We start from the raw sequence: 21,598 nt of genomic DNA on the forward strand, positions 1-21,598 counted from the left end.
CAGGTAAGGGTCATAGCCTCATTGCATCTCTTACCTGTGGACGATTAGATTGGTGTCCATGACACAGGCTCCCGCGACCCCGCGGGCCATCCGCCGACAGCACGATCGGGAGATCGTCGCGCTGGCCGTCCCCGCCTTCGGTGCACTCGTCGCCGAGCCCCTCTTCGTCCTGGCCGACAGCGCGATCGTCGGCCATCTCGGCACCGCCCAGCTCGCCGGGCTCGGCATCGCCTCCGCCCTCCTGACAACGGCCGTCAGCGTCTTCGTCTTCCTCGCCTACGCCACGACCGCGGCCGTCGCCCGCCGCGTGGGGGCCGGTGACCTCCCCGCCGCCATCCGCCAGGGCATGGACGGCATCTGGCTGGCCCTGCTGCTCGGCGCCGTCGTCATCACCGCCGTCCTGCCCACGGCCCCGGCACTGGTGGAGCTCTTCGGAGCCTCGGACACCGCCGCGCCGTACGCCACCACCTATCTGCGGATCTCGGTGATCGGCATTCCGGCCATGCTCGTCGTGCTCGCCGCGACCGGAGTACTGCGGGGTCTCCAGGACACCAGGACGCCTCTGTACGTCGCCGTCGCGGGCTTCGTCGCGAACGCCGCCCTGAACGCCGTCCTGGTGTACGGCGTCGGGCTGGGCATCGCCGGCTCCGCCTGGGGAACGGTCGTCGCCCAGTGCGGCATGGCCGCCGTCTACCTCGCCGTGGTCATCCGGGGCGCCCGCCGCCACGGGGCCTCCCTGCGTCCCGACGCCGCCGGCATCAGGGCGTCCGCCCAGGCCGGGCTGCCCCTGCTGGTGCGTACGCTGTCCCTGCGGGCGATCCTGATGATCGCCACGGCCGTCGCAGCGCGCCTCGGAGACACCGACATCGCGGCGCACCAGATCGCGCTGTCCCTGTGGAGCCTGCTCGCCTTCGCCCTCGATGCCATCGCCATCGCCGGACAGGCCATCATCGGCCGGTACCTCGGCGCGGGTGACGCCCAAGGCGCCCGTGAAGCCTGCCGCCGCATGGTGCAGTGGGGCATCGCCGTCGGACTGGCACTCGGCCTCCTGGTCATCGTGGCCCGTCCCGCGTTCCTGCCGTTGTTCACCAGCGACTCGGGCGTGACGGACACCGCGCTGCCCGCCCTGCTCGTGGTGGCTCTGTCTCAGCCGGTCTGCGGCATCGTCTTCGTCCTGGACGGCGTACTGATGGGAGCGGGGGACGGGCCGTATCTGGCCTGGGCGATGGTGCTCACCCTCGCCGTCTTCACTCCCGTGGCGCTGCTGGTCCCGGCCCTCGGAGGCGGCCTCACCGCGCTCTGGGGAGCGATGACGCTGATGATGACCGTGCGCATGCTGACGCTCTGGCTGCGGGCCCGTTCCGGCCGGTGGATCGTCACCGGCGCGACGCGCTGACTCTCTCGTGCGAGGCCCGCGCTCACTGTTTCACGTGAAACACCGGCTCTCGCCGCACCGTTTCACGTGAAACACGGCGCCTTCCACCGCACGCTCACTGACGACACCTACGTCGAGGCATGAAAGCCCCGGCATGCAAAAGGGGCCGCACCCTGCGGGGTGCGGCCCCTCTCACTGACTCGAGCGAGCCGAGCGATCACGCGGCGATCAGGCCGCGACGACCTCGATGTTGACCTTGGCGGCAACCTCGGGGTGCAGACGCACGGACGTCTCGTGGGCGCCCAGGGTCTTGATCGGCGTGCCGAGCTCGATGCGGCGCTTGTCGACCTCGGGGCCACCGGCAGCCTTGATCGCGGAAGCGATGTCGGCCGGGGTGACAGAACCGAAGAGACGACCGGCGTCGCCGGAGCGGACGGCCAGGCGGACCTTGACACCCTCGAGCTGGGCCTTCACAGCGTTGGCCTGCTCGATGGTCTGGATCTCGTGGATCTTGCGAGCACGACGAATCTGCTCGACATCCTTCTCGCCACCCTTGGTCCAGCGGATAGCGAACTTCCGCGGGATCAGGTAGTTGCGAGCGTAGCCGTCCTTGACGTCGACGACGTCGCCGGCGGCGCCGAGGCCGGAGACCTCGTGGGTGAGGATGATCTTCATGTTTCGGTCACCCTTCCCTTAGCGCGCGGTGGACGTGTAGGGCAGCAGCGCCATCTCACGGCTGTTCTTGACGGCCGTGGCGACGTCACGCTGGTGCTGCGTGCAGTTGCCGGTCACGCGGCGGGCACGGATCTTGCCGCGGTCGGAAATGAACTTCCGCAGCATGTTCGTGTCCTTGTAGTCCACGTACGTGACCTTGTCCTTGCAGAAAGCGCAGACCTTCTTCTTCGGCTTGCGCACAGGCGGCTTCGCCATGGTGATTCTCCTGTGTGATCAAGAAGTGGGGATACGACCCGCCCTCGACCTGCTCGGACCCGGACGACCGGGCCCGAAGGTCTAGAAGGGGGGCTCGTCCGAGTAGCCGCCGCCGCTGCCGCCGCCGCTGCCGCCGGAGTTTCCACCCCAGCCGCCACCGCCGCCCTGGTTGCCACCGGCGGGAGCACCGGTCGCCCACGGGTCGTCGGCGGGAGCGCCGCCGCCCTGCTGACCGCCGCCGGGGCCGCCGCCCCAGCCGCCGCCGGCCTGGCCGCCACCGCCGCCGTAACCGCCCTGGCCACCGCGTCCGCCGCCGCCGCTGGTCTTGGTGACCTTGGCCGTGGCGTTGCGCAGGCTGGGGCCGACTTCCTCGACGTCCAGCTCGAAGACCGTGCGCTTGACACCCTCACGGTCCTCGTAGGACCGCTGCTTCAGCCGGCCCTGCACGACGACGCGCATGCCTCGCTGGAGCGACTCCGCGACGTTCTCCGCCGCCTGGCGCCAGACCGAGCAGGTCAGGAACAGGCTCTCGCCGTCCTTCCACTCGTTCGTCTGGCGGTCGAAGGTGCGGGGGGTGGACGCGACACGGAACTTCGCGACCGCCGCACCCGAGGGGGTGAAGCGCAGCTCGGGGTCGTCGACAAGATTGCCGACGACCGTGATGACGGTCTCGCCTGCCATGGGGGAACCTCTCGGCGGGTTTGCTGCTGCTGGCTGCTTGTGCTGCTACTCAGAGTCCCGAGATCGGCTGAGCGGGAGAGCTCAGTGGGTCTCGGGGCGGAGGACCTTGGTCCGGAGGACCGACTCGTTCAGGTTCATCTGGCGGTCGAGCTCCTTGACGACCGCAGGCTCGGCCTGCAGGTCGATGACCGAGTAGATACCCTCGGGCTTCTTCTTGATCTCGTACGCGAGACGACGACGGCCCCAGGTGTCGACCTTCTCCACCTTTCCGTTGCCCTCACGGACGACGGAGAGGAAGTTCTCGATCAGCGGGGAGACAGCGCGCTCCTCGAGATCGGGGTCGAGGATGACCATCACCTCGTAGTGACGCATGTGGAACCCACCTCCTTTGGACTCAACGGCCACGGTCGTTCCGTGGCAGGAGGGTTGTGATGCGTACGCAACGGTATCGGCCGCCACTGACAATCGGGGGTCGGCTTGCGACCACCCGCGCTGACCTGGGCGGAGTTCCTGGCTGTGCCTGGGCAGACACCGGTGCAGAGGGTACAGACTACCCGCACACACGCTTCCGGTTGAAATCCGGCCGTGGGGACCGCCAATCTGTACACGTCGGGTGTGTATGGCGCTACGATGCGCCGCCTTCCGCAGGAGGTGCCCCATGGCACAGGCATTGCGACCCAACACCGGAGTCGGTTCCCTCTTCGCCACCGACGGCAGGCCCCATCCGGTCCAGGACGCCCTCATGGCGGTGACCCTGGTCCTCGGGCTGGTGTCGTTCGTCACGGCGATGTTCGACAACCTCCATCTGATCAGCTCCTGGACCGGTCTGGTGGGGATCGGGACCGGCGCCTACGGACAGTGGATCTCCGAGACCACCCGTGAGCGCTTCTTCCTGATCCTGGGCCTCGGGGCCTCTGGTGTCGGCTTCTTCCTCGGCATGGCGCACGGCGGTCTGTTCGGCGGACTGTGGTGACCCCACCGTCCCCCGTCCGGCCCCACGCGCACCGCCGGCCGCCGAGGGACACGTAGGACATCTACGAACCCTGACGTAACGCCCCGGCCGCCAACTGGCCGGGGCGAAGGTGCCGTACGCCCAGTCAGGCCGCGCGCCGGGCGCAGTAGGCTTCGGCGCTAGAGCCGGAGCCCCTGTACCCATGGGGACACACCAGCCCGAGGAGCGCCCCGAATGAGCCTGACCCTGAGGACGATCAGTCGCGAGCAGCATCTGGCGTACATCCAGAGCCTGCCGTCGGCGAGCCACATGCAGGTTCCGGCCTGGGCTGACGTCAAGGCGGAGTGGCGTTCGGAGAGCCTCGGCTGGTTCGACGAGCGGACCGGCGAACTGGTCGGCGTGGGTCTGGTCCTCTACCGCCAGCTGCCCAAGATCAAGCGTTACCTGGCCTATCTGCCCGAGGGCCCGGTCATCAACTGGTACGCGCCGAACCTGACGGAGTGGCTGGAGCCGATGCTCGCCCACCTCAAGCAGCAGGGCGCCTTCTCGGTGAAGATGGGCCCGCCGGTGATCATCCGGCGCTGGGAGGCCACCTCCATCAAGGCGGGCATCCAGAACCCGGACGTGAAGCGGCTGCGCGACATCGAGGCCGACTTCATCGAGCCGCGCGCCTTCGAGGTGGCCGACAAGCTGCGCCGTATGGGCTGGCAGCAGGGTGAGGACGGCGGCGCCGGCTTCGGCGACGTCCAGCCGCGCTACGTCTACCAGGTGCCGCTGGCGAACCGTTCCCTTGAAGAGGTCCACAAGAACTTCAACCAGCTGTGGCGCCGCAACATCAAGAAGGCCGAGAAGGCCGGTGTCGAGGTCGTCCAGGGCGGCTACCACGACCTCGAGGAGTGGCAGCGGCTGTACGAGATCACGGCCGTGCGCGATCACTTCCGGCCGCGCCCGCTGTCGTACTTCCAGCGCATGTGGACGGCCCTCAACACCGAGGACCCCAACCGCATGCGGCTGTACTTCGCCCGGCACAACGGCGTGAACCTGTCGGCGGCGACCATGCTGATCGTCGGCGGGCACGTCTGGTACTCCTACGGAGCCTCCGACAACATCGGCCGTGAGTTCCGCCCGTCGAACGCCATGCAGTGGCGGATGCTGCGCGACGCCTACGCGCTCGGCGCCACCGTGTACGACCTGCGCGGCATCTCGGACTCGCTGGACGAGACCGACCACCTCTTCGGCCTGATCCAGTTCAAGGTCGGCACGGGCGGGCAGGCCGCCGAGTACCTCGGCGAGTGGGACTTCCCGCTGAACAAGCTGCTCCACAAGGCTCTCGACATCTACATGTCGCGCCGCTGACGTCACACCTCCCCACTTCCGAGCCACGAGAAAGGTCCCAGGTCCGGCCATGGCGCTCACGCTCTACGTCGACACCGCGCGCTGGCGGGCGCACCACAAGCACGTGCAGGAGCAGTTCCCGGGGCTCGTCCCGGTCTGCAAGGGCAACGGCTACGGCTTCGGGCACGAGCGGCTGGCGGAGGAGGCCACCCGGCTGGGCTCGGACATCCTCGCCGTCGGCACGACGTACGAGGCCGCGCGCATCAAGGACTTCTTCGGCGGCGACCTGCTGGTGCTGACGCCGTACCGGCGCGGCGAGGAGCCCGTGCCGCTGCCCGACCGGGTGGTGCGTTCGGTGTCGTCGGTGGACGGCGTGTACGGGCTCGTGGGCGCCCGGGTGGTCATCGAGGTGATGTCGTCGATGAAGCGGCACGGCATCAGCGAGCAGGATCTGCCGCAGTTGCACGCCGCCATCGAGAACGTCCGGCTGGAGGGCTTCGCCATCCACCTGCCGCTGGACCGCACCGACGGCTCCGACGCCGTCGAGGAGGTCATCGGCTGGATGGACCGGCTGCGCGCGGCCCGGCTGCCGCTGCACACCATGTTCGTCAGCCACCTCAAGGCGGACGAGCTCGCCCGGCTGCAGCAGCAGTTCCCGCAGACCCGGTTCCGGGCCCGCATCGGTACGCGGCTGTGGCTGGGGGACCATGAGGCCACCGAGTACCGCGGCGCCGTCCTGGACGTCACGCGCGTCGCCAAGGGCGACCGTTTCGGCTACCGGCAGCAGAAGGCGGCCTCGGACGGCTTCCTGGTGGTCGTGGCGGGCGGTACGTCGCACGGGGTGGGGCTGGAGGCCCCCAAGGCGCTGCACGGCGTCATGCCGCGTGCCAAGGGCGTCGCCCGCGCCGGCCTCGCCACGGTGAACCGGAACCTCTCGCCGTTCGTCTGGGGCGGCAAGCAGCGCTGGTTCGCCGAGCCGCCGCACATGCAGGTCTCCATCCTGTTCGTGCCCTCGGACGCGCCGGAGCCCTCGGTCGGCGACGAGCTGGTGGCCCATCTGCGGCACACCACGACCCAGTTCGACCGGCTCGTGGACCGCTGAGACGGTGGACCGCTGACCGACAGGGCGGGCACGCCGAGAGACACAGCAGGCAACAGGAAGGCCGTACCCGGGGATCCCGGGTACGGCCTTCTCCGCGTGCACGTCCGGTCCGGCTCCGCTACGGCCGGAGGGCGCCCTGTTCGCTCACGGCGAACCGTCGACGGCGTCCGGCCTGCCCCACTCCAGCTGCGGTCCTTCCTGCCTGCCCCACTCCACCTGAGCGCCCTCGTAGGGGGAGGCGTGGCGGGGCGGATGGGCCGCGGCACCGAGGACGAAGACGTCCTCCGCCTCGTCGAGGACACCCCCGGAGGGGTCGTCGTCGCCGCCTTGGCGCACCACGTCCCGCTCCGGCATCAGGATGTCGCGCACGACCACGGCACACAGGTAGAGCGTGCCCAGCAGGTGCACCCCGATGACCCAGTGGTAGCCGTCGGTCGGCAGCCCCTTGTGGGCGTCTCCGCTGGTCGTGTAGGCGAGGTACATCCAGATGCCGAGGAAGTACGCGACCTCGCACGCCTGCCAGATCAGGAAGTCCCGCCACTTGGGCCGGGCCAGCACGGCCAGCGGCACCAGCCACAGGACGTACTGCGGCGAGTAGACCTTGTTGGTGACGATGAAGGCCGCCACGACCAGGAAGGCGAGCTGGGCGAACCGGGGGCGGCGCGGTGCGGTCAGCGTCAGCCAGGCGATGCCGGCGAAGCACACCACCACCAGGAGTGTCGCGAGCGTGTTGACGCTGTCGGTGGTGAGGGGATCGCTGGAGTTCTGGGCCAGGATCAGCCAGAAGGATCCGAAGTCGACGCCCCGCTCCTGACTGAACCGGTAGAACTTCGACCAGCCCTCGAAGGCGAAGAGCATCACCGGCAGGTTCACCACCAGCCAGGCGACGGCGGCGCCTCCCAGAGCCTTGCCGTAGTCCCGCCACTTCCCCGCGCGCCAGCAGAGCAGGAGAAGCGGTCCCAGGAGGAAGACGGGGTAGAGCTTGGCGGCCGTGGCGAGCCCCAGCAGCACGCCGAAGGCGAGGGAGCGGCCCCGCGCCCACATCATCATCGCCGCGGCCGTCAGGGCGACGGCCAGCAGGTCCCAGTTGATGGTGGCGGTCAGCGCGAAGGCAGGCGCCAGAGCCACCAGCAGACCGTCCCAGGGACGCCGGGCGTGCGTCCGGGACACGCAGACCGCGATGACGGCCGCACAGGCCATCAGCATCCCTGCGTTGACCATCCAGTACCACTGCTCCTGGTGCTGGATGCTGCCGCTGCCCGGCGTCAGCCAGGCGGCGACCTCCATGAACACTCCGGTCAGCACCGGGTATTCGAGGTAGTCCATGTCGCCGCTGAGCTTGTCGAAGTACGGCACGAGCCCGTCGGCGAAGCCGCGCCCCTGATAGAGGTGCGGAATGTCCGAATAGCAGGCGTGGGTGTACTGGGTGCTGGCACCGAAGAACCAGCCCCCGTTGTAGCAGGGCGCCTTCTGGACCAGGCCGAGGGCGAACATCCCGATCGCCACGAGCGCGACGACCCGCACGGGCGTCCACCAGGACGTCCCGAGCAGGGCCCGCTGTCCGAGGGGGCCGCCGATCAGCTCGCTGCCGGCCTCGGCCACCTTGTCGTCCCTGGTCGGCCGCACCGGCTCCGGCTCGTGCACGCGCGCTGGCGTCGATTCTGCACTGGGCATGGGCCACATCCTGCCGTACCGAGCTAGGAAAAAGCCGAGAGCCGCCCCACCTGGTGCGATGGAGCGGCTCTCGTTTCACGTGAAACATCTCCCTGTTTCACGTGAAACGCCCGTGGCGGGCGGAATGCGATTAACCGGAGCCTCCGAAGAGGCCTCCGTTCTGATTGCCTCTGGTGCTGTCGGTCTCGGTCGTGGTCGGTGTCGGTGAGGTCTGCCCGCCCGTGCCGCCGTCCGTGGTGCCGGCGTCCGTGCCGCCGTTGTTGTTGCACTGGAAGAAGTTGTTGCAGGTCTCCGTCGCCGTGGGCGACGGCTGCGTCTCCGTCGCCGTGGCACTCGGGGTCGGAGACGGCTCCGTCTCCTCGGTCTCGGTGGCCGTCGGGGTCGGCGTGGGCGACGGTTCCGCGTTGACGACCTCACCGATGGGCTCGGGCTCCGGGAAGCCCTCCTTCGGCATGCCTTCCAGGGCCTCGGCCATGTAGTCGTGCCAGATCTGCGCCGGGAACGAGGCGCCGTGGATCTTCTCCTCGCCACCCGTGCCGAACATCTCCAGGAACGTCCGGTTCTTGTTCTTCTCGTTGTCGTCCAGCCGGAACATGCTGACCGCGGTCGACAGCTGAGGCGTGTATCCCACGAACCAGGCCGACTTGTTGCCGTCGGTCGTACCGGTCTTGCCGGCCACCTCACGGCCGGGCAGCTGGGCGTTGGTACCGGTGCCCTTCTCCACCACGGTCTTCAGGACGTCCGTGACGTTGTCGGCGACCTTCGAGGTGAAGGCCTGCTTCGTCTCGGTCTTGTGCGTGAAGATCTGGCCTTCCTCGCTCGTGACCTTCTCGACCGAGTACGGGTCCCGCTGCTTGCCGCTGGCGGCGAAGGTCGCGTAGGCGCCCGCCATGCGGATCGCGCTCGGGTCGGAGATGCCGATCGAGAACGACGGGAAGGTGGTGCCGGTGAGGCTGCCCTCCCGCAGGCCGGCACTGGTGGCGGCCTCCTTCACCTTGTCCAGGCCGACATCCATGCCGAGCTGCACGAAGGCGGAGTTCACCGACTCGCGCATCGCCTCACGCAGGTCGATCTTGTAGTCCGGCGGAGAGCCGTACGAGGCGTTGCCGTCATTGGTCTGCAGCCACTCCTCGCCCTTCTCGTTCTTCCAGACCGTCCTGTTGTAGTCCTGGATCTTGAGCTTGTTCTTGCCGCTGAACAGGCTCTGCGGGGAGACGATGGTGCGCTCGTCCTGCGCCTGGGAGGACCCCAGGTCGGGATTGCGCACGCCCCAGGTCATCGCGGCCGCCAGCACGAACGGCTTGAACGTCGAACCGACCTGGGCACCGGTTTCGTCGGCGTTGTCGGTGAAGTGCTTGGTCGCGTCCTCGCCGCCGTAGATGGCCCGGATGGCACCGGTGTCCGGTTCCACGGACGCCCCGCCGAACTGGACGTGCGTGTCCGTCTCCGGGCGCTCCTTCGGCTTGATCTTGGCCTTCTGGACCTTCTGCACGGCTTCCTCGAGCTGCGTGACCTTCTTCTTGTCGAAGGTCGTGTAGATCGAGTAGCCGCCCTGCTGCAGCAGGTTCTGGGTGATCCCGGTCTCCTTGCTGTGGGTGACCAGGTAACCGTTGGCGAGGTCGACGAGGTAGCCGATCTGCCCCTTCAGGTCGGTGTTCGACCGGGGGTTCTTCACCACGGGGAGCTTCGTGTACTTGGCCCTGACCTGAGCGTCGAGGTGGCCGTACTCGACCATCTTGGTCAGGGTGTCCTGCATCTGGAGCAGCGCCCGCTTGCTGTTCTTGGCGGGCGTCGCACCGGTCGGGTCGATGGAGGTCGCACCCGCGGGGTCGTAGTACGTGGCGCCCTTCAGCATGGCGGCCAGGAACGCGCACTCGCCCGGGTTGAGCTTGATCGCGTCCTTGTCGAAGTAGGCGCGGGCGGCGGCCTGGATCCCGTACGCGTTGCGCCCGTAGTACGCGGAGTTCAGGTAGCCGGCCATGATCTTGTTCTTGTCGACCTCGGCGCCGACCTTTATCGACACGAAGATCTCCTTGAACTTACGGGAGATCGTCTGCGACTGGTCGTTGAGCATCGCGTTCTTGACGTACTGCTGGGTGATGGTCGAACCACCCTGCGTCTGTCCGCCCCGGGCCATGTTGAACAGGGCGCGGGCGATGCCCTTGGGGTCGATGCCGCTGTCTTCGTAGAACGTCTTGTTCTCCTGCGAGATCACCGCCCATCGCATCTCCTCCGGGATCTGCGACAGGTCGATGTTCTGCCGGTTCGTCTCCCCACCGGTGGCCACCATCTGGGTGCCGTCTTTCCAGTAGTAGACGTTGTTCTGGGCGGTCGCCGTCTTGGCGACGTCCGGCACGCCCACCATGGCGTAGCCGATGCCCGCCACCGCCACCAGACTGCCGACGAAGCCGACGAACAGGCCCGCGACGAGTTTCCAGGACGGCATCCAGCGCTGCCAGCCGTACCTGTCGGCGCGCGGATAGTCGATCAGGCGCTTCCTGCCGGGCGCCGAGCGCCCTCTGGGGCCGGCCGGGCCGCCTCGGCGGCCGCTCGCGGGCTCGGGACCTCTGCGCCGACCACCCGAGCCTCTCTGGGCCGCGCGTCGGGCCTCGGCGCGGCCGCCGAACGACTGCTCCTCGCTTCCCGACCCGTGGCCCAACCCATAGTCGGCAGGAGATCCGGTGGCGCCTCGCGGTGCGCGGCGGCCGGGGGGCGGCCCGGACTGGCCGCGTCGGGCCGCGGCACGTCCGCCTCCCTGCGGCTGCGGCGGTTTGCGACGGTGCTCGCTCATCGAACGATTACTCCTAGGGCAGGCGCATCCGTGCGCGCCTGGAAAGGGCGGCTGGTTTCCTGTCCCCCCGAAGTACGGATGCGGTCGGTCGCGCATTCACCCGTACGGCACCGGGGACCTCGACGCCCCCCGGCGTCCCATGGGTTCCGGTGGTGTGCATGGCGCACAGACTACGCACCGTCAAAACCTGCCCAGCCCCGAGGTTCACCCCAAATCAGGCAAGTTGCCTGCAACTAATCGGTGATGTGATCCCGTTCACCGTCTTCCCCCTTGTCCCATCCGGAAGGCCGTTCTATCGTCATGATGTATCGAGTCGATACATCAGAGCGAGATAAGCGGACCAGGCACGAGAGGAGGCGACGGTGAGCCGACGCTCCGGCATCCTCGAGTTCGCCGTACTCGGCCTGCTCCGCGAATCCCCGATGCACGGCTACGAGCTGCGCAAACGACTCAACACATCGCTGGGGGTGTTCCGTGCGTTCAGCTACGGGACGCTGTACCCCTGCCTGAAGACGCTGGTCGCCAACGGCTGGTTGATCGAGGAGCCGGGGTCCACGTCCGAGGACGCCCTCGCCGCGCCCCTCGCGGGGCGTCGCGCCAAGATCGTCTACCGGTTGACGGCGGAAGGTAAGGAACACTTCGAGGACCTGCTCTCGCAGACGGGCCCCGACGCCTACGAGGACGAGCACTTCGCCGCCCGTTTCGCCTTCTTCGGGCAGACGTCGCGCGATGTGCGGATGCGCGTCCTGGAGGGCCGCCGCAGCCGGCTGGAGGAGCGGCTGGAGAAGATGCGCGCCTCGCTGGCGCGCACCCGGGAGCGCCTCGACGACTACACGCTTGAGCTCCAGCGCCATGGGATGGAGTCCGTGGAGCGCGAAGTGCGCTGGCTGAACGAGCTCATCGAGAGCGAGCGGGCCGGACGGGACCTGAAGGGTTCCGCTTCCGGGGGGACCGCTCAGCAGAACACCAATGGAGCGCCGGGCGTCCTGCCCCGTCCCGGGGACACCCCCGGGACGGATACGCCCGGCGACACCACCACGTGAGCGCCCATCCAGGGCCTCACTCGTACACACAGGGAGCAACCGGAATGGGTTCGGTTCGCGTAGCCATCGTCGGTGTGGGCAACTGCGCCGCATCGCTGGTGCAGGGCGTCGAGTACTACAAGGACGCCGACCCGGCGTCCAAGGTCCCGGGCCTGATGCACGTCCAGTTCGGCGAGTACCACGTCCGTGACGTCGAGTTCGTCGCCGCGTTCGACGTGGACGCCAAGAAGGTCGGGCTCGACCTGGCGGACGCCATCGGCGCGTCCGAGAACAACACCATCAAGATCTGCGACGTGCCCAACACCGGTGTCACCGTGCAGCGCGGCCACACCCTCGACGGTCTCGGCAAGTACTACCGCCAGACCATCGAGGAGTCCGCCGAGGAGCCAGTCGACGTCGTCCAGATCCTCAAGGACAAGCAGGTCGACGTCCTCGTCTGCTACCTGCCCGTCGGCTCCGAGGACGCGGCGAAGTTCTACGCCCAGTGCGCCATCGACGCCAAGGTCGCCTTCGTCAACGCCCTCCCGGTCTTCATCGCCGGCACCAAGGAGTGGGCGGACAAGTTCACCGAGGCGGGCGTCCCGATCGTCGGCGACGACATCAAGTCCCAGGTCGGCGCCACCATCACGCACCGCGTCATGGCGAAGCTGTTCGAGGACCGCGGTGTCATCCTGGACCGCACCATGCAGCTGAACGTCGGCGGCAACATGGACTTCAAGAACATGCTCGAGCGCGAGCGCCTGGAGTCCAAGAAGATCTCCAAGACGCAGGCCGTCACCTCCCAGATCCCCGACCGGGACCTCGGCGAGAAGAACGTCCACATCGGCCCGTCCGACTACGTCGCCTGGCTCGACGACCGCAAGTGGGCGTACGTCCGCCTCGAGGGCCGCGCCTTCGGTGACGTCCCGCTGAACCTGGAGTACAAGCTCGAGGTCTGGGACTCCCCGAACTCCGCGGGTGTCATCATCGACGCCCTGCGCGCCGCGAAGATCGCCAAGGACCGCGGCATCGGCGGCCCGATCCTGTCGGCGTCGAGCTACTTCATGAAGTCCCCGCCGGTCCAGTACTTCGACGACGAGGCCCGCGAGAACGTCGAGAAGTTCATCCGCGGCGAGGTCGAGCGCTAACTCGTCCGAGCGCGCTGAAAATTCGCTCCTGCCAGGGCTGAGAAGGGTCCCCGGGTCGCACGACCCGGGGACCCTCCCGTATGTGAGGCTGGGCCCCATGGCCGTCGTCCGTGATCTGCGCGTCCTCCTGCGCCTCGGCAACTTCCGGCGCCTTCTCGCCGTGCGGCTGCTGTCCCAGTGCGCCGACGGCGTCTACCAGGTCGCGCTCGCCACGTACGTCGTCTTCTCCCCCGAGAAACAGACCTCGGCCGCGGCCATCGCCTCCGCGATGGCCGTCCTGCTCCTCCCGTACTCCCTGGTCGGCCCCTTCGCCGGTGTCCTGCTGGACCGCTGGCGCCGCCGCCAGGTCTTCCTCCACGGCAATGTGCTGCGCGCCCTGCTGGCGTCCGCGACAGCCGTCCTGATGCTCAGCCAGGTACCCGACTGGCTCTTCTACGTCTCGGCGCTGTGCGTCACCGCCGTCAACCGCTTCGTCCTCGCGGGCCTGTCGGCGGCGCTGCCGCGGGTGGTCGACGCCGAGCGTCTGGTGCTGGCCAACTCCCTCTCCCCGACCGCCGGAACGCTGGCCGCGGTCGCGGGCGGAGGTCTCGCCTTCGTCGTACGGCTGGCGATCGCGGACACCGATGCCGCGGTGGTGCTGCTCGGCAGCTTCCTGTACCTGTGCGCCGCGCTCATGTCCCTGACCATGGCTCCGGATCTGCTCGGTCCCGAACGTGACCGCGTCCCGGCCCGGTTGACGGCAGCCCTCAGCGGCACGGCCCGCGGGCTGGCCGCCGGTGTACGCCACCTGGCCGAGCCGAAGCGCAGACAGGCCGCCCGAGCGCTCGGCGCGATCACCCTGCTGCGCTTCTGCTACGGCGCCCTGACCGTCATGGTGCTGATGCTGTGCCGGTACGCCTGGTCGTCGGACACCGACGAGGGACTGGCCTTGCTGGGCCTGGCCGTGGGGATCTCCGGCGTCGGTTTCTTCGTCGCGGCCGTGGTGACCCCGTGGGCGGCGGTACGGCTGGGGCCGGCCCGCTGGATCGTCGTCTGCTCCACGGCCGCCGCCGTCCTGGAGCCGGCCCTGATGCTCCCGTTCACCCAGGCGACCACGTTCGTCGCGGCCTTCGTCCTCGGACTGGTCACCCAGGGCGCCAAGATCGCGACCGACACCATCGTCCAGTTCGCCGTGGAGGACGGGTTCCGCGGCCGGATCTTCTCCCTCTACGACGTCCTGTTCAACGTCGCGTTCGTCGGTGCCGCCGGTGTGGCCGCCCTGATGCTGCCCCCTGACGGCCGCTCAGCGGCACTGGTGGTCACGGTCGCTGTTATCTACGGAGCGATTGCGGGGATTATGGCCCGCTTTGAGCGCCGGTAAGTGTCACATCAAAGACACAGAGTTCCCCTGAAGGAGGGGACTGTCAGTGGCTGCCGGTACTTTACGTGGGTCTTATTTCGCGCCACGCGCAGATGTTCCTGCGCACCCATGTTCTAGGGGGACCCCAGCATGACCACTCCGCCGCCACCTCAGGGCCAGAACCCGTACGCCCAGCCCTCCGCACCCTCGGGGCAGCAGCCCGGTCAGCCGGGAGTCCCGCAGCAGCCGTACGCCCCGTTCCCGAACCAGGGCGCCCCGGTCACCCCGCCGCCCCCGCCGGCCCGGAACGGCGGCAAGAAGGTCATGCGGATCGTCGGCGCCATCGTCGTCGGCATACTCGTGCTCGGCGTGAAGTTCGGTATCGGCTGGTGGGCCGACCGCACCGACGCGGAGACCACGTCGGTGGGCGCCTGCATGCACAACGACGGCAACAACACCAACCCCGACCTCCAGGAGGTCGACTGCTCGTCAAGCGACGCGCAGTACAAGGTCGTCGAGAAGTTCGACAACTCCAGCGACGACAGCAAGTGTGAGGCCGTCACCACGGCGGAGATCTCCTACATCCAGTACGGCAGCGGCCACGACGTGGTGCTCTGCCTGAAGGAAGTCAAGTAGCAGCACGGCTGTCATGCGCGAGGGCCGGTGTTTCACGTGAAACACCGGCCCTCGCCGTGCAACGGGGGGTGTTTCACGTGAAACACCCCCCGTTGCACGGCCTCAGTTCTGCTCGGCCCACCACTCCTTGAGAGCAGCGACCGCCGCGTCGTACTCCATCGGGCCGTTCTCCAGGCGCAGTTCCAGCAGGTGCTTGTACGCCTTGCCGATGACCGGGCCGGGGCCGACGCCCAGGATCTCCATGATCTGGTTGCCGTCGAGATCGGGGCGGATGGAGTCGAGCTCCTCCTGCTCCTTGAGCTGGGCGATGCGCTCCTCCAGACCGTCGTACGCCCGCGAGAGCGCGACGGCCTTGCGCTTGTTGCGGGTCGTGCAGTCCGAGCGGGTCAGCTTGTGGAGGCGTTCGAGAAGCGGTCCCGCGTCGCGGACGTAACGGCGCACGGCGGAGTCGGTCCACTCGCCCGTGCCGTAGCCGTGGAAGCGCAGGTGGAGCTCGACGAGGCGGGAGACGTCCTTCACCAGGTCGTTGGGGTACTTCAGCGCCGTCATGCGCTTCTTGGTCATCTTCGCCCCGACCACCTCGTGATGGTGGAACGAGACCCTGCCGTCCTTCTCGAACCGCCGGGTGCGCGGCTTGCCGATGTCATGGAGCAGCGCGGCGAGCCGCAGCGTCAGGTCGGGGCCGTTCTCCTCCAGCGCGATCGCCTGTTCCAGCACGATCAGCGTGTGGTCGTAGACGTCCTTGTGCCGGTGGTGCTCGTCGCTCTCCAGCCGCAGGGCGGGCAGCTCCGGCAGGACATGGCCGGCGAGGCCGGTGTCGACCAGGAGGGCCAGGCCCTTGCGGGGGTGTGCGGAGAGGATCAGCTTGTTCAGCTCGTCCCGTACGCGTTCCGCGGAGACGATCGTGAGGCGCTCGGACATCTCCTTCATCGCCGTGACGACCTCGGGGGCGACCTCGAAGTCGAGCTGGGCGGCGAACCGGGCGGCGCGCATCATGCGCAGCGGGTCGTCCGAGAAGGACTCCTCGGGCGTACCCGGGGTGCGCAGCACCCGGGCCGCGAGGTCGTCGAGGCCCCCGTGCGGGTCGATGAACTCCTTCTGCGGAAGCGCCACGGCCATCGCGTTCACGGTGAAGTCACGCCGGACGAGGTCCTGCTCGATCGAGTCGCCGTACGACACCTCGGGCTTGCGCGAGGTGCGGTCGTACGCCTCGGAGCGGTACGTCGTCACCTCGATCTGGAAGCTTCGGACAGCGTCCCCGACGCGGGCCTCCTTCTGGGCGCCGACCGTGCCGAAGGCGATGCCGACCTCCCAGACCGCGTCCGCCCACGGCCGCACGATCTTCAGGACGTCCTCGGGACGGGCGTCGGTCGTGAAGTCCAGGTCGTTGCCGAGCCGGCCGAGCAGCGCGTCCCGGACCGAGCCGCCGACCAGGGCGAGTGAGAACCCGGCCCCCTGGAAGCGGCGGGCGAGGTCGTCGGCGACAGGCGCGATCCGCAGCAGTTCACTCACCGCGCGGTGCTGCACCTGGCTCAGGGCACTGGGGGTGTCTTCGTTGGCGTTCGGCACAACAGAAAAGGGTACGTGGCCCGGCGGGCCCCGGGCTCCCGGATTACGACCGGCGGACACCTGCGTCGATAGCCGTCGAAGATCAGCGTTTGAGCTTTTTCACACCTACTCCTCCTTATACGCGAACATAGAGGGCAGGAGGACGGCCTCACCTGATCTTGTAGAGCCCTCCGCGGCACTTCACCTCAGCGCACCTCGTTACCATGCGTGGACGCACTTTCCGACGACCACTGACGACGACGAGAGACGGGCGAACGCGTGGCCGAGGCGGCAGACTTCCCGGGGATGAGTCCCTCACCTGCCCGCCGGTGGCTGCGGCGCACCGGAGCACTGCTCGCCGGGGCGCCCCTGCTGGCGGGTCTGCTCCAGCTGTCCGCACTCCCGGCACACGCCGACGCCCCGGCGGCCGCCAAGGAGACCGCCGACACCGGCTCGGTCGCCGTCGCCGTCGACTCCCTCAGTCCCGCCGTCCCCACCGACGGCGACACCGTGACCGTCTCCGGCACGGTGACCAACAACGGCAAGCAGGCCGTCACCGACGCGCACGTCGGCCTGCGGGTGGGGTCCGCGCTGACCACACGCTCGGCGATCGACGACGCCGCGAAGGGCACGAGGGCCCTCAACGGCGCCTACGGCTCCGAAGTGGGCGGCAAGTACGTCGCCGAGTTCTCCAAGCTCACCCCGGGCGTGGCCGAGCACTTCAGCATCTCCGTACCGGTGGACGAGCTGGACCTCGGCCGTGAGGGCGTCTACCCGCTCGGTGTCTCCCTCTCGGGTGAGACCTCCGCGCAGCAGTGGGAGCAGGTGCTGGGCATCCAGCGGACCTTCCTGCCCTGGCAGCCCGACGGAGCGGACAAGGCGACGAGGACCACGGTGCTGTGGCCGCTGGTCTCCACCGTCCACATGACGGCGGAGACGGGTTCGAACGCGCAGCAGACGCCCGTCTTCCGCAACGACGACCTGGCCGAGGAGATCGCCCCCGGCGGCCGCCTCGACCAGCTTCTGAGCCTCGGCAAGGAGCTCGACGTCACCTGGGTGATCGACCCGGACCTGCTGGCGTCCGTCGACGCCATGACCGGCAGCTACCGGGTTCGCACCGACAGCGACACCACCAGGGCCGGCACCCACCAGGCGGTCGCCAAGCAGTGGCTCGCCGAGCTGCAGCAGGCGGTGGCCGAGAAGGAGGTCGTCGCGCTGCCCTTCGCCGACCCGGACCTGGCCTCCCTCGCCCACAACGGCACCGGTGTGGCCGGCTCGCTGAGCCAGCTGAAGGCGGCCACCGACGTCGCCGCGACCACGGTGGAGACGGTGCTCCACGTGACCCCGAGCACCGACTTCGCCTGGCCGGTGGACGGGGCCGTCGACCCGTCGATCGTGAAGGTCGCCACCTCCGCCGGCGCCGACAAGGTGATCGCCCGCAGCGACAGCCTGGCGGAGACCGGCGGCCTGTCCTACACCCCCTCCGCGGCGCGGCCCATCGGCGGCGGCACCACGGCGGTGGTCGCGGACGCGCGCCTGTCGAAGACGTTCCAGGGCGACCTGACGAAGGCGTCCGCGTCCACGCTCGCGGTACAGGAGTTCCTCGCCCAGAGCCTGGCGCTGAACCTGCAGACGAACAAGCAGCGCAGCATCGTCGTGGCCCCGCAGCGCACGCCCACCGCGAGCCAGGCCCAGGCGATGGCGGCAGCGGTCACGGCCCTCCAGGGCGGCGGCTGGTCGCAGGCGGAGGACCTCACGGCGGCCGCCGCGGCCAAGCCCGACGGCGGTGCCACCACGAAGGTGCCCTCGCGGTCCGCCTACCCCTCCTCGCTGCGCAAGCAGGAGCTGCCGAAGTCGGCCTTCGAACAGATCGCGGCCACGCAGGACAAGCTCGACAACTTCAAGGTGATCCTCGCCGACAAGTCCCGGGTGGTGACCCCCTTCGGGCGGGCCATGAACCGGGAGATGTCCGCGTCGTGGCGGGGCCGCTCCACGGCGGCCGGCACCTTCCGCGAGAGCGTGCTGTCCTACCTCGACACCCTCACCGACCAGGTCAAGCTGATCGACAAGTCGGAGACCAAGCTCTCCGGGCGCAGCGCCACGATCCCCGTGACCGTGCAGAACAACCTGGTGCAGGGCGTCGAGCATCTGATCCTCCGGCTCAGCTCGACCAACGACACCCGCCTGGAGATCGGCGGCCACGTCTACGCGGAGCAGGACATCGAGGTCTCCGGCGGGCACAGCACGACGGTGAAGTTCACCACGTCCGCCAACGTGAACGGCCAGACCACGGTGGTCGCCCAGCTGTACACCGAGGACGGCCAGGAGTACGGCGACCCGGTCGTCTTCGACGTGAAGGTCACCGAGATCACGGCCACCGTCATGCTGGTCATCGGCGGCGGTGTCCTGCTGCTCGTGCTGGCCGGCTTCCGCATGTACACCCAGCGCAAGCGGGCCGCGGCCCGTGAGGCGGAGGAAGCGGAGGAGGCCGGCGCGGAGGAGAGCGACGAGGCCGACGGCGGCCCGGGTGAGCACCGGGGATCCGAGGACCGTACGGAGGAAGAGTCGGGTGCCCACGCCGGGGCAGACGACCCGGAGCAGCCGAGTGACGGGAGCCCGGACACCGCAGCGGAAAGCACGGCCCCCTCGGGCACGGGTGAGAGAGTGGACCGTTGAGGATGTCGTGGCCGGTGGGCCCGGGACGATGAGGTGGGGTAACCATGAACGCGCCGTACGAGGGTGACCGCGGCCAGGCCGCGGGCAGCTCGGGTCACCCCGAGGGCCCGCCGCCCGAGCACGGCCAGGTGCCGCCGCAGCACCCCGCGGACATGTACCTCCAGGACGCCTACGACCAGGACCCCTACCGGTCCCAGGACCTCAGCGCGCAGGACCCGGTCGCCGAGGCGCTCTACGACCGTGCCGCGCACCCCCCGCCGCCCCCGGGCACGTACCAGCCGCAGCAGCCGCTCTACGGCAGCCCCGCGCAGTCGCCGTACGCGCCCGACCCGCGCGTGTGGGCCCAGCCCCCGGCGCCCGAGCCGGAGGGCCCCAGCCAGTACCTGCCCTACGGCGACGACCCGCGCACCACCCAGTTCGTGGGCGTGGACGACCTGGTGTCGCACTCCGGCGAGCAGCAGCAGCCCGACGCCTTCGCCCATCTCTTCAAGGACCAGCAGCAGGGCGGCGTGCGCCCGCAGGCCGATGCTCCGGCCGTGCCGGGGCCGGCCCACGCCCCGGGCGGGCCCGCCGCGGCGCAGAACCACGCTCCGGCGGCCCCGTCGCCGGAAGCCGACCGGACCATGAACCTCACCGCCACGCCGGCCGAGGCCCCCGAGCCGCCCGCGGCCCCCACCGCGAAGAAGGGCGGCCGCGCGGCCGGACTGCTGAAGTCCAGCGCCGTGATGGCCGCGGGCACGATGGTCTCCCGCCTCACCGGTTTCGTCCGCTCCGCGCTGATCGTCTCCGCGCTCGGCGTCGGCCTCCTCGGCGACACCTTCCAGGTCGCCTACCAGCTGCCGACGATGATCTACATCCTGACCGTCGGCGGCGGCCTCAACTCCGTGTTCGTGCCGCAGCTCGTGCGCGCCATGAAGGAGGACGAGGACGGCGGCGAGTCCTACGCCAACCGTCTGCTGACCCTGGTCATGGTGGCGCTGGGCGTGCTCACGATCGCCGCGATCGCCGCCGCACCCCTGCTGATCCGGGCCCTGTCCGACCCGGTCGCCAGCGACCCGGCGGCCAACGAGGTCGGCATCACGTTCGTCCGCTACTTCCTGCCCTCGATCTTCTTCATGGGCGTCCACGTCGTGATGGGTCAGATCCTCAACGCGCGCGGCAAGTTCGGCGCGATGATGTGGACCCCGGTCCTGAACAACATCGTCATCATCGTGACGCTGGGCATGTTCATCTGGGTCTACGGCACCGCCGCCGACTCCGGCATGAAGGTCACGACCATCCCGCCGGAGGGCCAGCGGCTCCTCGGCATCGGCGTGCTGCTCGGCCTGGTCGTGCAGGCCCTGGCGATGATCCCCTACCTGCGGGAGACCGGCTTCCGGCTGCGGCCGCGCTTCGACTGGCGGGGCCACGGCCTCGGCAAGGCCGTGACGCTCGCCAAGTGGACCTTCCTGTTCGTCCTCGCCAACCAGGCCGGCGCGATCGTCGTGTCCCAGCTGTCGACCGCCGCGGGCAAGGAGTCGCCGGTCGACGGCACCGGCTTCGCCGCCTACGCCAACGCCCAGCTGATCTGGGGCCTGCCGCAGGCCATCATCACCGTCTCGCTGATGGCCGCCCTGCTGCCGCGCATCTCCCGCTCGGCGGCCGAGGGCGACGGCGGCGCGGTCCGCGAGGACATCTCCCAGGGGCTGCGCACCACGGCCGTCGCGATCGTGCCGATCGCCTTCGGCTTCCTCGCCCTCGGCATCCCGATGTGCACCCTGATCTTCGGCTCCTCCGGCACCAGCGAGGCCACCAACATGGGCTTCATGCTGATGGCCTTCGGCCTCGGCCTGATCCCCTACTCGGTGCAGTACGTCGTCCTGCGCGCCTTCTACGCCTACGAAGACACCCGCACCCCCTTCTACAACACGGTCATCGTGGCCGCGGTCAACGCAAGCGCCTCGGCGGTCTGTTACTTCGTCCTCCCGGCCCGCTGGGCAGTGGTGGGCATGGCGGCCTCCTACGGCCTGGCCTACGCGATCGGCGTCGGTGTCGCCTGGAACCGGCTGCGCAAGCGGCTCGGCGGCGACCTCGACGGCTCCCACGTCCTGCGCACCTACGCCCGGCTGTGCATCGCCTCCGTACCGGCGGCGCTGATCAGCGGCGCGGCCTGCTACGGCATCGCGCACAGCGTGGGCCAGGGCGTCCTGGGCTCCTTCGCCGCACTGCTGGCCGGAGGCGCCCTGCTGCTCGGCATCTTCTTCGTCGCCGCCCGCCGCATGCGCATCGAGGAGCTCAACTCCCTCGTCGGCATGGTCCGCGGACGCCTGGGCCGCTGAACGAGGGGGTACGCGCACAACCATCGTCAGCCGCCGCGTGTCGTGCATAGCGGCGGACTGTGGGCACAATT

General features: G+C 69.1%; 17 protein-coding genes. 10 read left to right on the plus strand and 7 right to left on the minus strand.

All coding sequences use genetic code 11. From position 1 onward, the window contains the following. The first annotated feature begins 58 nt into the window (after positions 1–58). Positions 59–1,396 (plus strand): MATE family efflux transporter, encoded by a 1,338-nt coding sequence (locus ACFY30_RS23250; RefSeq protein ID WP_390847074.1) that lies wholly within the window; start codon positions 59–61, stop codon positions 1,394–1,396. A gap of 207 nt (positions 1,397–1,603) precedes the next feature. Here the strand turns inward: ACFY30_RS23250 and rplI are convergent, their stop codons facing one another. From rplI to rpsF, 4 genes are all read right to left on the minus strand, one after another. Further along, positions 1,604–2,050: a 50S ribosomal protein L9 gene (rplI, locus tag ACFY30_RS23255; RefSeq protein ID WP_166000401.1), complete on the minus strand. Its 447-nt coding sequence runs from the start codon at positions 2,048–2,050 to the stop codon at positions 1,604–1,606. 18 nt (positions 2,051–2,068) lie between these two features. Continuing rightward, a complete protein-coding gene (gene rpsR / locus ACFY30_RS23260) occupies positions 2,069–2,305 on the minus strand; it encodes a 30S ribosomal protein S18 (RefSeq protein ID WP_003949403.1) in 237 nt (78 codons plus the stop codon). An 81-nt stretch (positions 2,306–2,386) separates the two neighbouring features. Further along, on the minus strand, positions 2,387–2,986 hold the full coding sequence (locus ACFY30_RS23265; protein WP_390847075.1) for a single-stranded DNA-binding protein: 600 nt from the start codon (positions 2,984–2,986) through the stop codon (positions 2,387–2,389). 81 nt (positions 2,987–3,067) lie between these two features. Further along, positions 3,068–3,358, minus strand: a complete 291-nt coding sequence (rpsF, locus tag ACFY30_RS23270) for a 30S ribosomal protein S6 (RefSeq protein ID WP_004950685.1) — start codon at positions 3,356–3,358, stop codon at positions 3,068–3,070. A gap of 286 nt (positions 3,359–3,644) precedes the next feature. Here rpsF and ACFY30_RS23275 point away from each other — a divergent pair, with 286 nt between their 5' ends. The 3 genes from ACFY30_RS23275 to ACFY30_RS23285 all read left to right on the plus strand — a co-directional run bounded on the left by ACFY30_RS23275 (position 3,645) and on the right by ACFY30_RS23285 (position 6,375). Then, positions 3,645–3,959, plus strand: a complete 315-nt coding sequence (locus ACFY30_RS23275) for a hypothetical protein (protein WP_390847076.1) — start codon at positions 3,645–3,647, stop codon at positions 3,957–3,959. A 213-nt stretch (positions 3,960–4,172) separates the two neighbouring features. Then, positions 4,173–5,294, plus strand: a complete 1,122-nt coding sequence (femX, locus tag ACFY30_RS23280; RefSeq protein ID WP_390847077.1) for a peptidoglycan bridge formation glycyltransferase FemX — start codon at positions 4,173–4,175, stop codon at positions 5,292–5,294. A gap of 49 nt (positions 5,295–5,343) precedes the next feature. Beyond that, positions 5,344–6,375 carry an alanine racemase gene (locus ACFY30_RS23285; RefSeq protein ID WP_390659808.1) on the plus strand — a complete coding sequence of 344 codons (1,032 nt, stop codon included), beginning with the start codon at positions 5,344–5,346 and terminating at the stop codon, positions 6,373–6,375. A gap of 144 nt (positions 6,376–6,519) precedes the next feature. On the opposite strand, the gene ACFY30_RS23290 is transcribed toward ACFY30_RS23285, so the two are convergent. Together ACFY30_RS23290 and ACFY30_RS23295 are read right to left on the minus strand one after the other, a co-directional pair. Continuing rightward, entirely contained in the window at positions 6,520–8,049 is a 1,530-nt protein-coding gene (locus ACFY30_RS23290; RefSeq protein ID WP_390847078.1) for a glycosyltransferase family 87 protein, read from the minus strand. Positions 8,050–8,179: 130 nt separating this feature from the next. After that, positions 8,180–10,840 carry a transglycosylase domain-containing protein gene (locus tag ACFY30_RS23295; protein WP_390847079.1) on the minus strand — a complete coding sequence of 887 codons (2,661 nt, stop codon included), beginning with the start codon at positions 10,838–10,840 and terminating at the stop codon, positions 8,180–8,182. A gap of 362 nt (positions 10,841–11,202) precedes the next feature. Here ACFY30_RS23295 and ACFY30_RS23300 point away from each other — a divergent pair, with 362 nt between their 5' ends. The 4 genes from ACFY30_RS23300 to ACFY30_RS23315 all read left to right on the plus strand — a co-directional run bounded on the left by ACFY30_RS23300 (position 11,203) and on the right by ACFY30_RS23315 (position 14,985). Then, positions 11,203–11,883, plus strand: coding sequence for a PadR family transcriptional regulator (locus ACFY30_RS23300; protein ID WP_390847080.1), 681 nt, complete (start codon positions 11,203–11,205; stop codon positions 11,881–11,883). A gap of 44 nt (positions 11,884–11,927) precedes the next feature. Next, complete coding sequence (locus ACFY30_RS23305) at positions 11,928–13,010, plus strand: inositol-3-phosphate synthase (RefSeq protein WP_390847081.1); 1,083 nt, start codon at positions 11,928–11,930, stop codon at positions 13,008–13,010. A gap of 97 nt (positions 13,011–13,107) precedes the next feature. Then, the gene (locus tag ACFY30_RS23310; protein ID WP_390847082.1) at positions 13,108–14,370 is read left to right on the plus strand and encodes an MFS transporter; all 1,263 of its coding nucleotides are present in this window, start codon (positions 13,108–13,110) and stop codon (positions 14,368–14,370) included. Positions 14,371–14,499: 129 nt separating this feature from the next. Then, positions 14,500–14,985, plus strand: coding sequence for a hypothetical protein (locus tag ACFY30_RS23315; protein ID WP_390847083.1), 486 nt, complete (start codon positions 14,500–14,502; stop codon positions 14,983–14,985). Positions 14,986–15,087: 102 nt separating this feature from the next. Here the strand turns inward: ACFY30_RS23315 and ACFY30_RS23320 are convergent, their stop codons facing one another. Further along, positions 15,088–16,554 carry a CCA tRNA nucleotidyltransferase gene (locus tag ACFY30_RS23320; RefSeq protein ID WP_390847084.1) on the minus strand — a complete coding sequence of 489 codons (1,467 nt, stop codon included), beginning with the start codon at positions 16,552–16,554 and terminating at the stop codon, positions 15,088–15,090. Positions 16,555–16,812: 258 nt separating this feature from the next. On the opposite strand from ACFY30_RS23320, the gene ACFY30_RS23325 reads away from it, so the two are divergent. Both ACFY30_RS23325 and murJ read left to right on the plus strand, forming a co-directional pair. Beyond that, complete coding sequence (locus ACFY30_RS23325) at positions 16,813–19,209, plus strand: DUF6049 family protein (RefSeq protein ID WP_390847085.1); 2,397 nt, start codon at positions 16,813–16,815, stop codon at positions 19,207–19,209. 44 nt (positions 19,210–19,253) lie between these two features. Then, the gene (gene murJ / locus ACFY30_RS23330; RefSeq protein WP_390847086.1) at positions 19,254–21,527 is read left to right on the plus strand and encodes a murein biosynthesis integral membrane protein MurJ; all 2,274 of its coding nucleotides are present in this window, start codon (positions 19,254–19,256) and stop codon (positions 21,525–21,527) included. Positions 21,528–21,598 lie beyond the last annotated feature (71 nt).

This window comes from Streptomyces sp. NPDC000345, assembly GCF_042898825.1.
GTDB lineage: Bacteria > Actinomycetota > Actinomycetes > Streptomycetales > Streptomycetaceae > Streptomyces.

Excerpts from the sequence above, each read along its gene's own strand:
- ACFY30_RS23250 (WP_390847074.1), top strand. The coding sequence starts at position 59 with ATGACACAGGCTCCCGCGACCCCGCGGGCCATCCGCCGACAGCACGAT.
- rplI (WP_166000401.1), bottom strand. The coding sequence starts at position 2,050 with ATGAAGATCATCCTCACCCACGAGGTCTCCGGCCTCGGCGCCGCCGGC.
- rpsR (WP_003949403.1), bottom strand. The coding sequence starts at position 2,305 with ATGGCGAAGCCGCCTGTGCGCAAGCCGAAGAAGAAGGTCTGCGCTTTC.
- ACFY30_RS23265 (WP_390847075.1), bottom strand. The coding sequence starts at position 2,986 with ATGGCAGGCGAGACCGTCATCACGGTCGTCGGCAATCTTGTCGACGAC.
- rpsF (WP_004950685.1), bottom strand. The coding sequence starts at position 3,358 with ATGCGTCACTACGAGGTGATGGTCATCCTCGACCCCGATCTCGAGGAG.
- ACFY30_RS23275 (WP_390847076.1), top strand. The coding sequence starts at position 3,645 with ATGGCACAGGCATTGCGACCCAACACCGGAGTCGGTTCCCTCTTCGCC.
- femX (WP_390847077.1), top strand. The coding sequence starts at position 4,173 with ATGAGCCTGACCCTGAGGACGATCAGTCGCGAGCAGCATCTGGCGTAC.
- ACFY30_RS23285 (WP_390659808.1), top strand. The coding sequence starts at position 5,344 with ATGGCGCTCACGCTCTACGTCGACACCGCGCGCTGGCGGGCGCACCAC.
- ACFY30_RS23290 (WP_390847078.1), bottom strand. The coding sequence starts at position 8,049 with ATGCCCAGTGCAGAATCGACGCCAGCGCGCGTGCACGAGCCGGAGCCG.
- ACFY30_RS23295 (WP_390847079.1), bottom strand. The coding sequence starts at position 10,840 with ATGAGCGAGCACCGTCGCAAACCGCCGCAGCCGCAGGGAGGCGGACGT.
- ACFY30_RS23305 (WP_390847081.1), top strand. The coding sequence starts at position 11,928 with ATGGGTTCGGTTCGCGTAGCCATCGTCGGTGTGGGCAACTGCGCCGCA.
- ACFY30_RS23310 (WP_390847082.1), top strand. The coding sequence starts at position 13,108 with ATGGCCGTCGTCCGTGATCTGCGCGTCCTCCTGCGCCTCGGCAACTTC.
- ACFY30_RS23315 (WP_390847083.1), top strand. The coding sequence starts at position 14,500 with ATGACCACTCCGCCGCCACCTCAGGGCCAGAACCCGTACGCCCAGCCC.
- murJ (WP_390847086.1), top strand. The coding sequence starts at position 19,254 with ATGAACGCGCCGTACGAGGGTGACCGCGGCCAGGCCGCGGGCAGCTCG.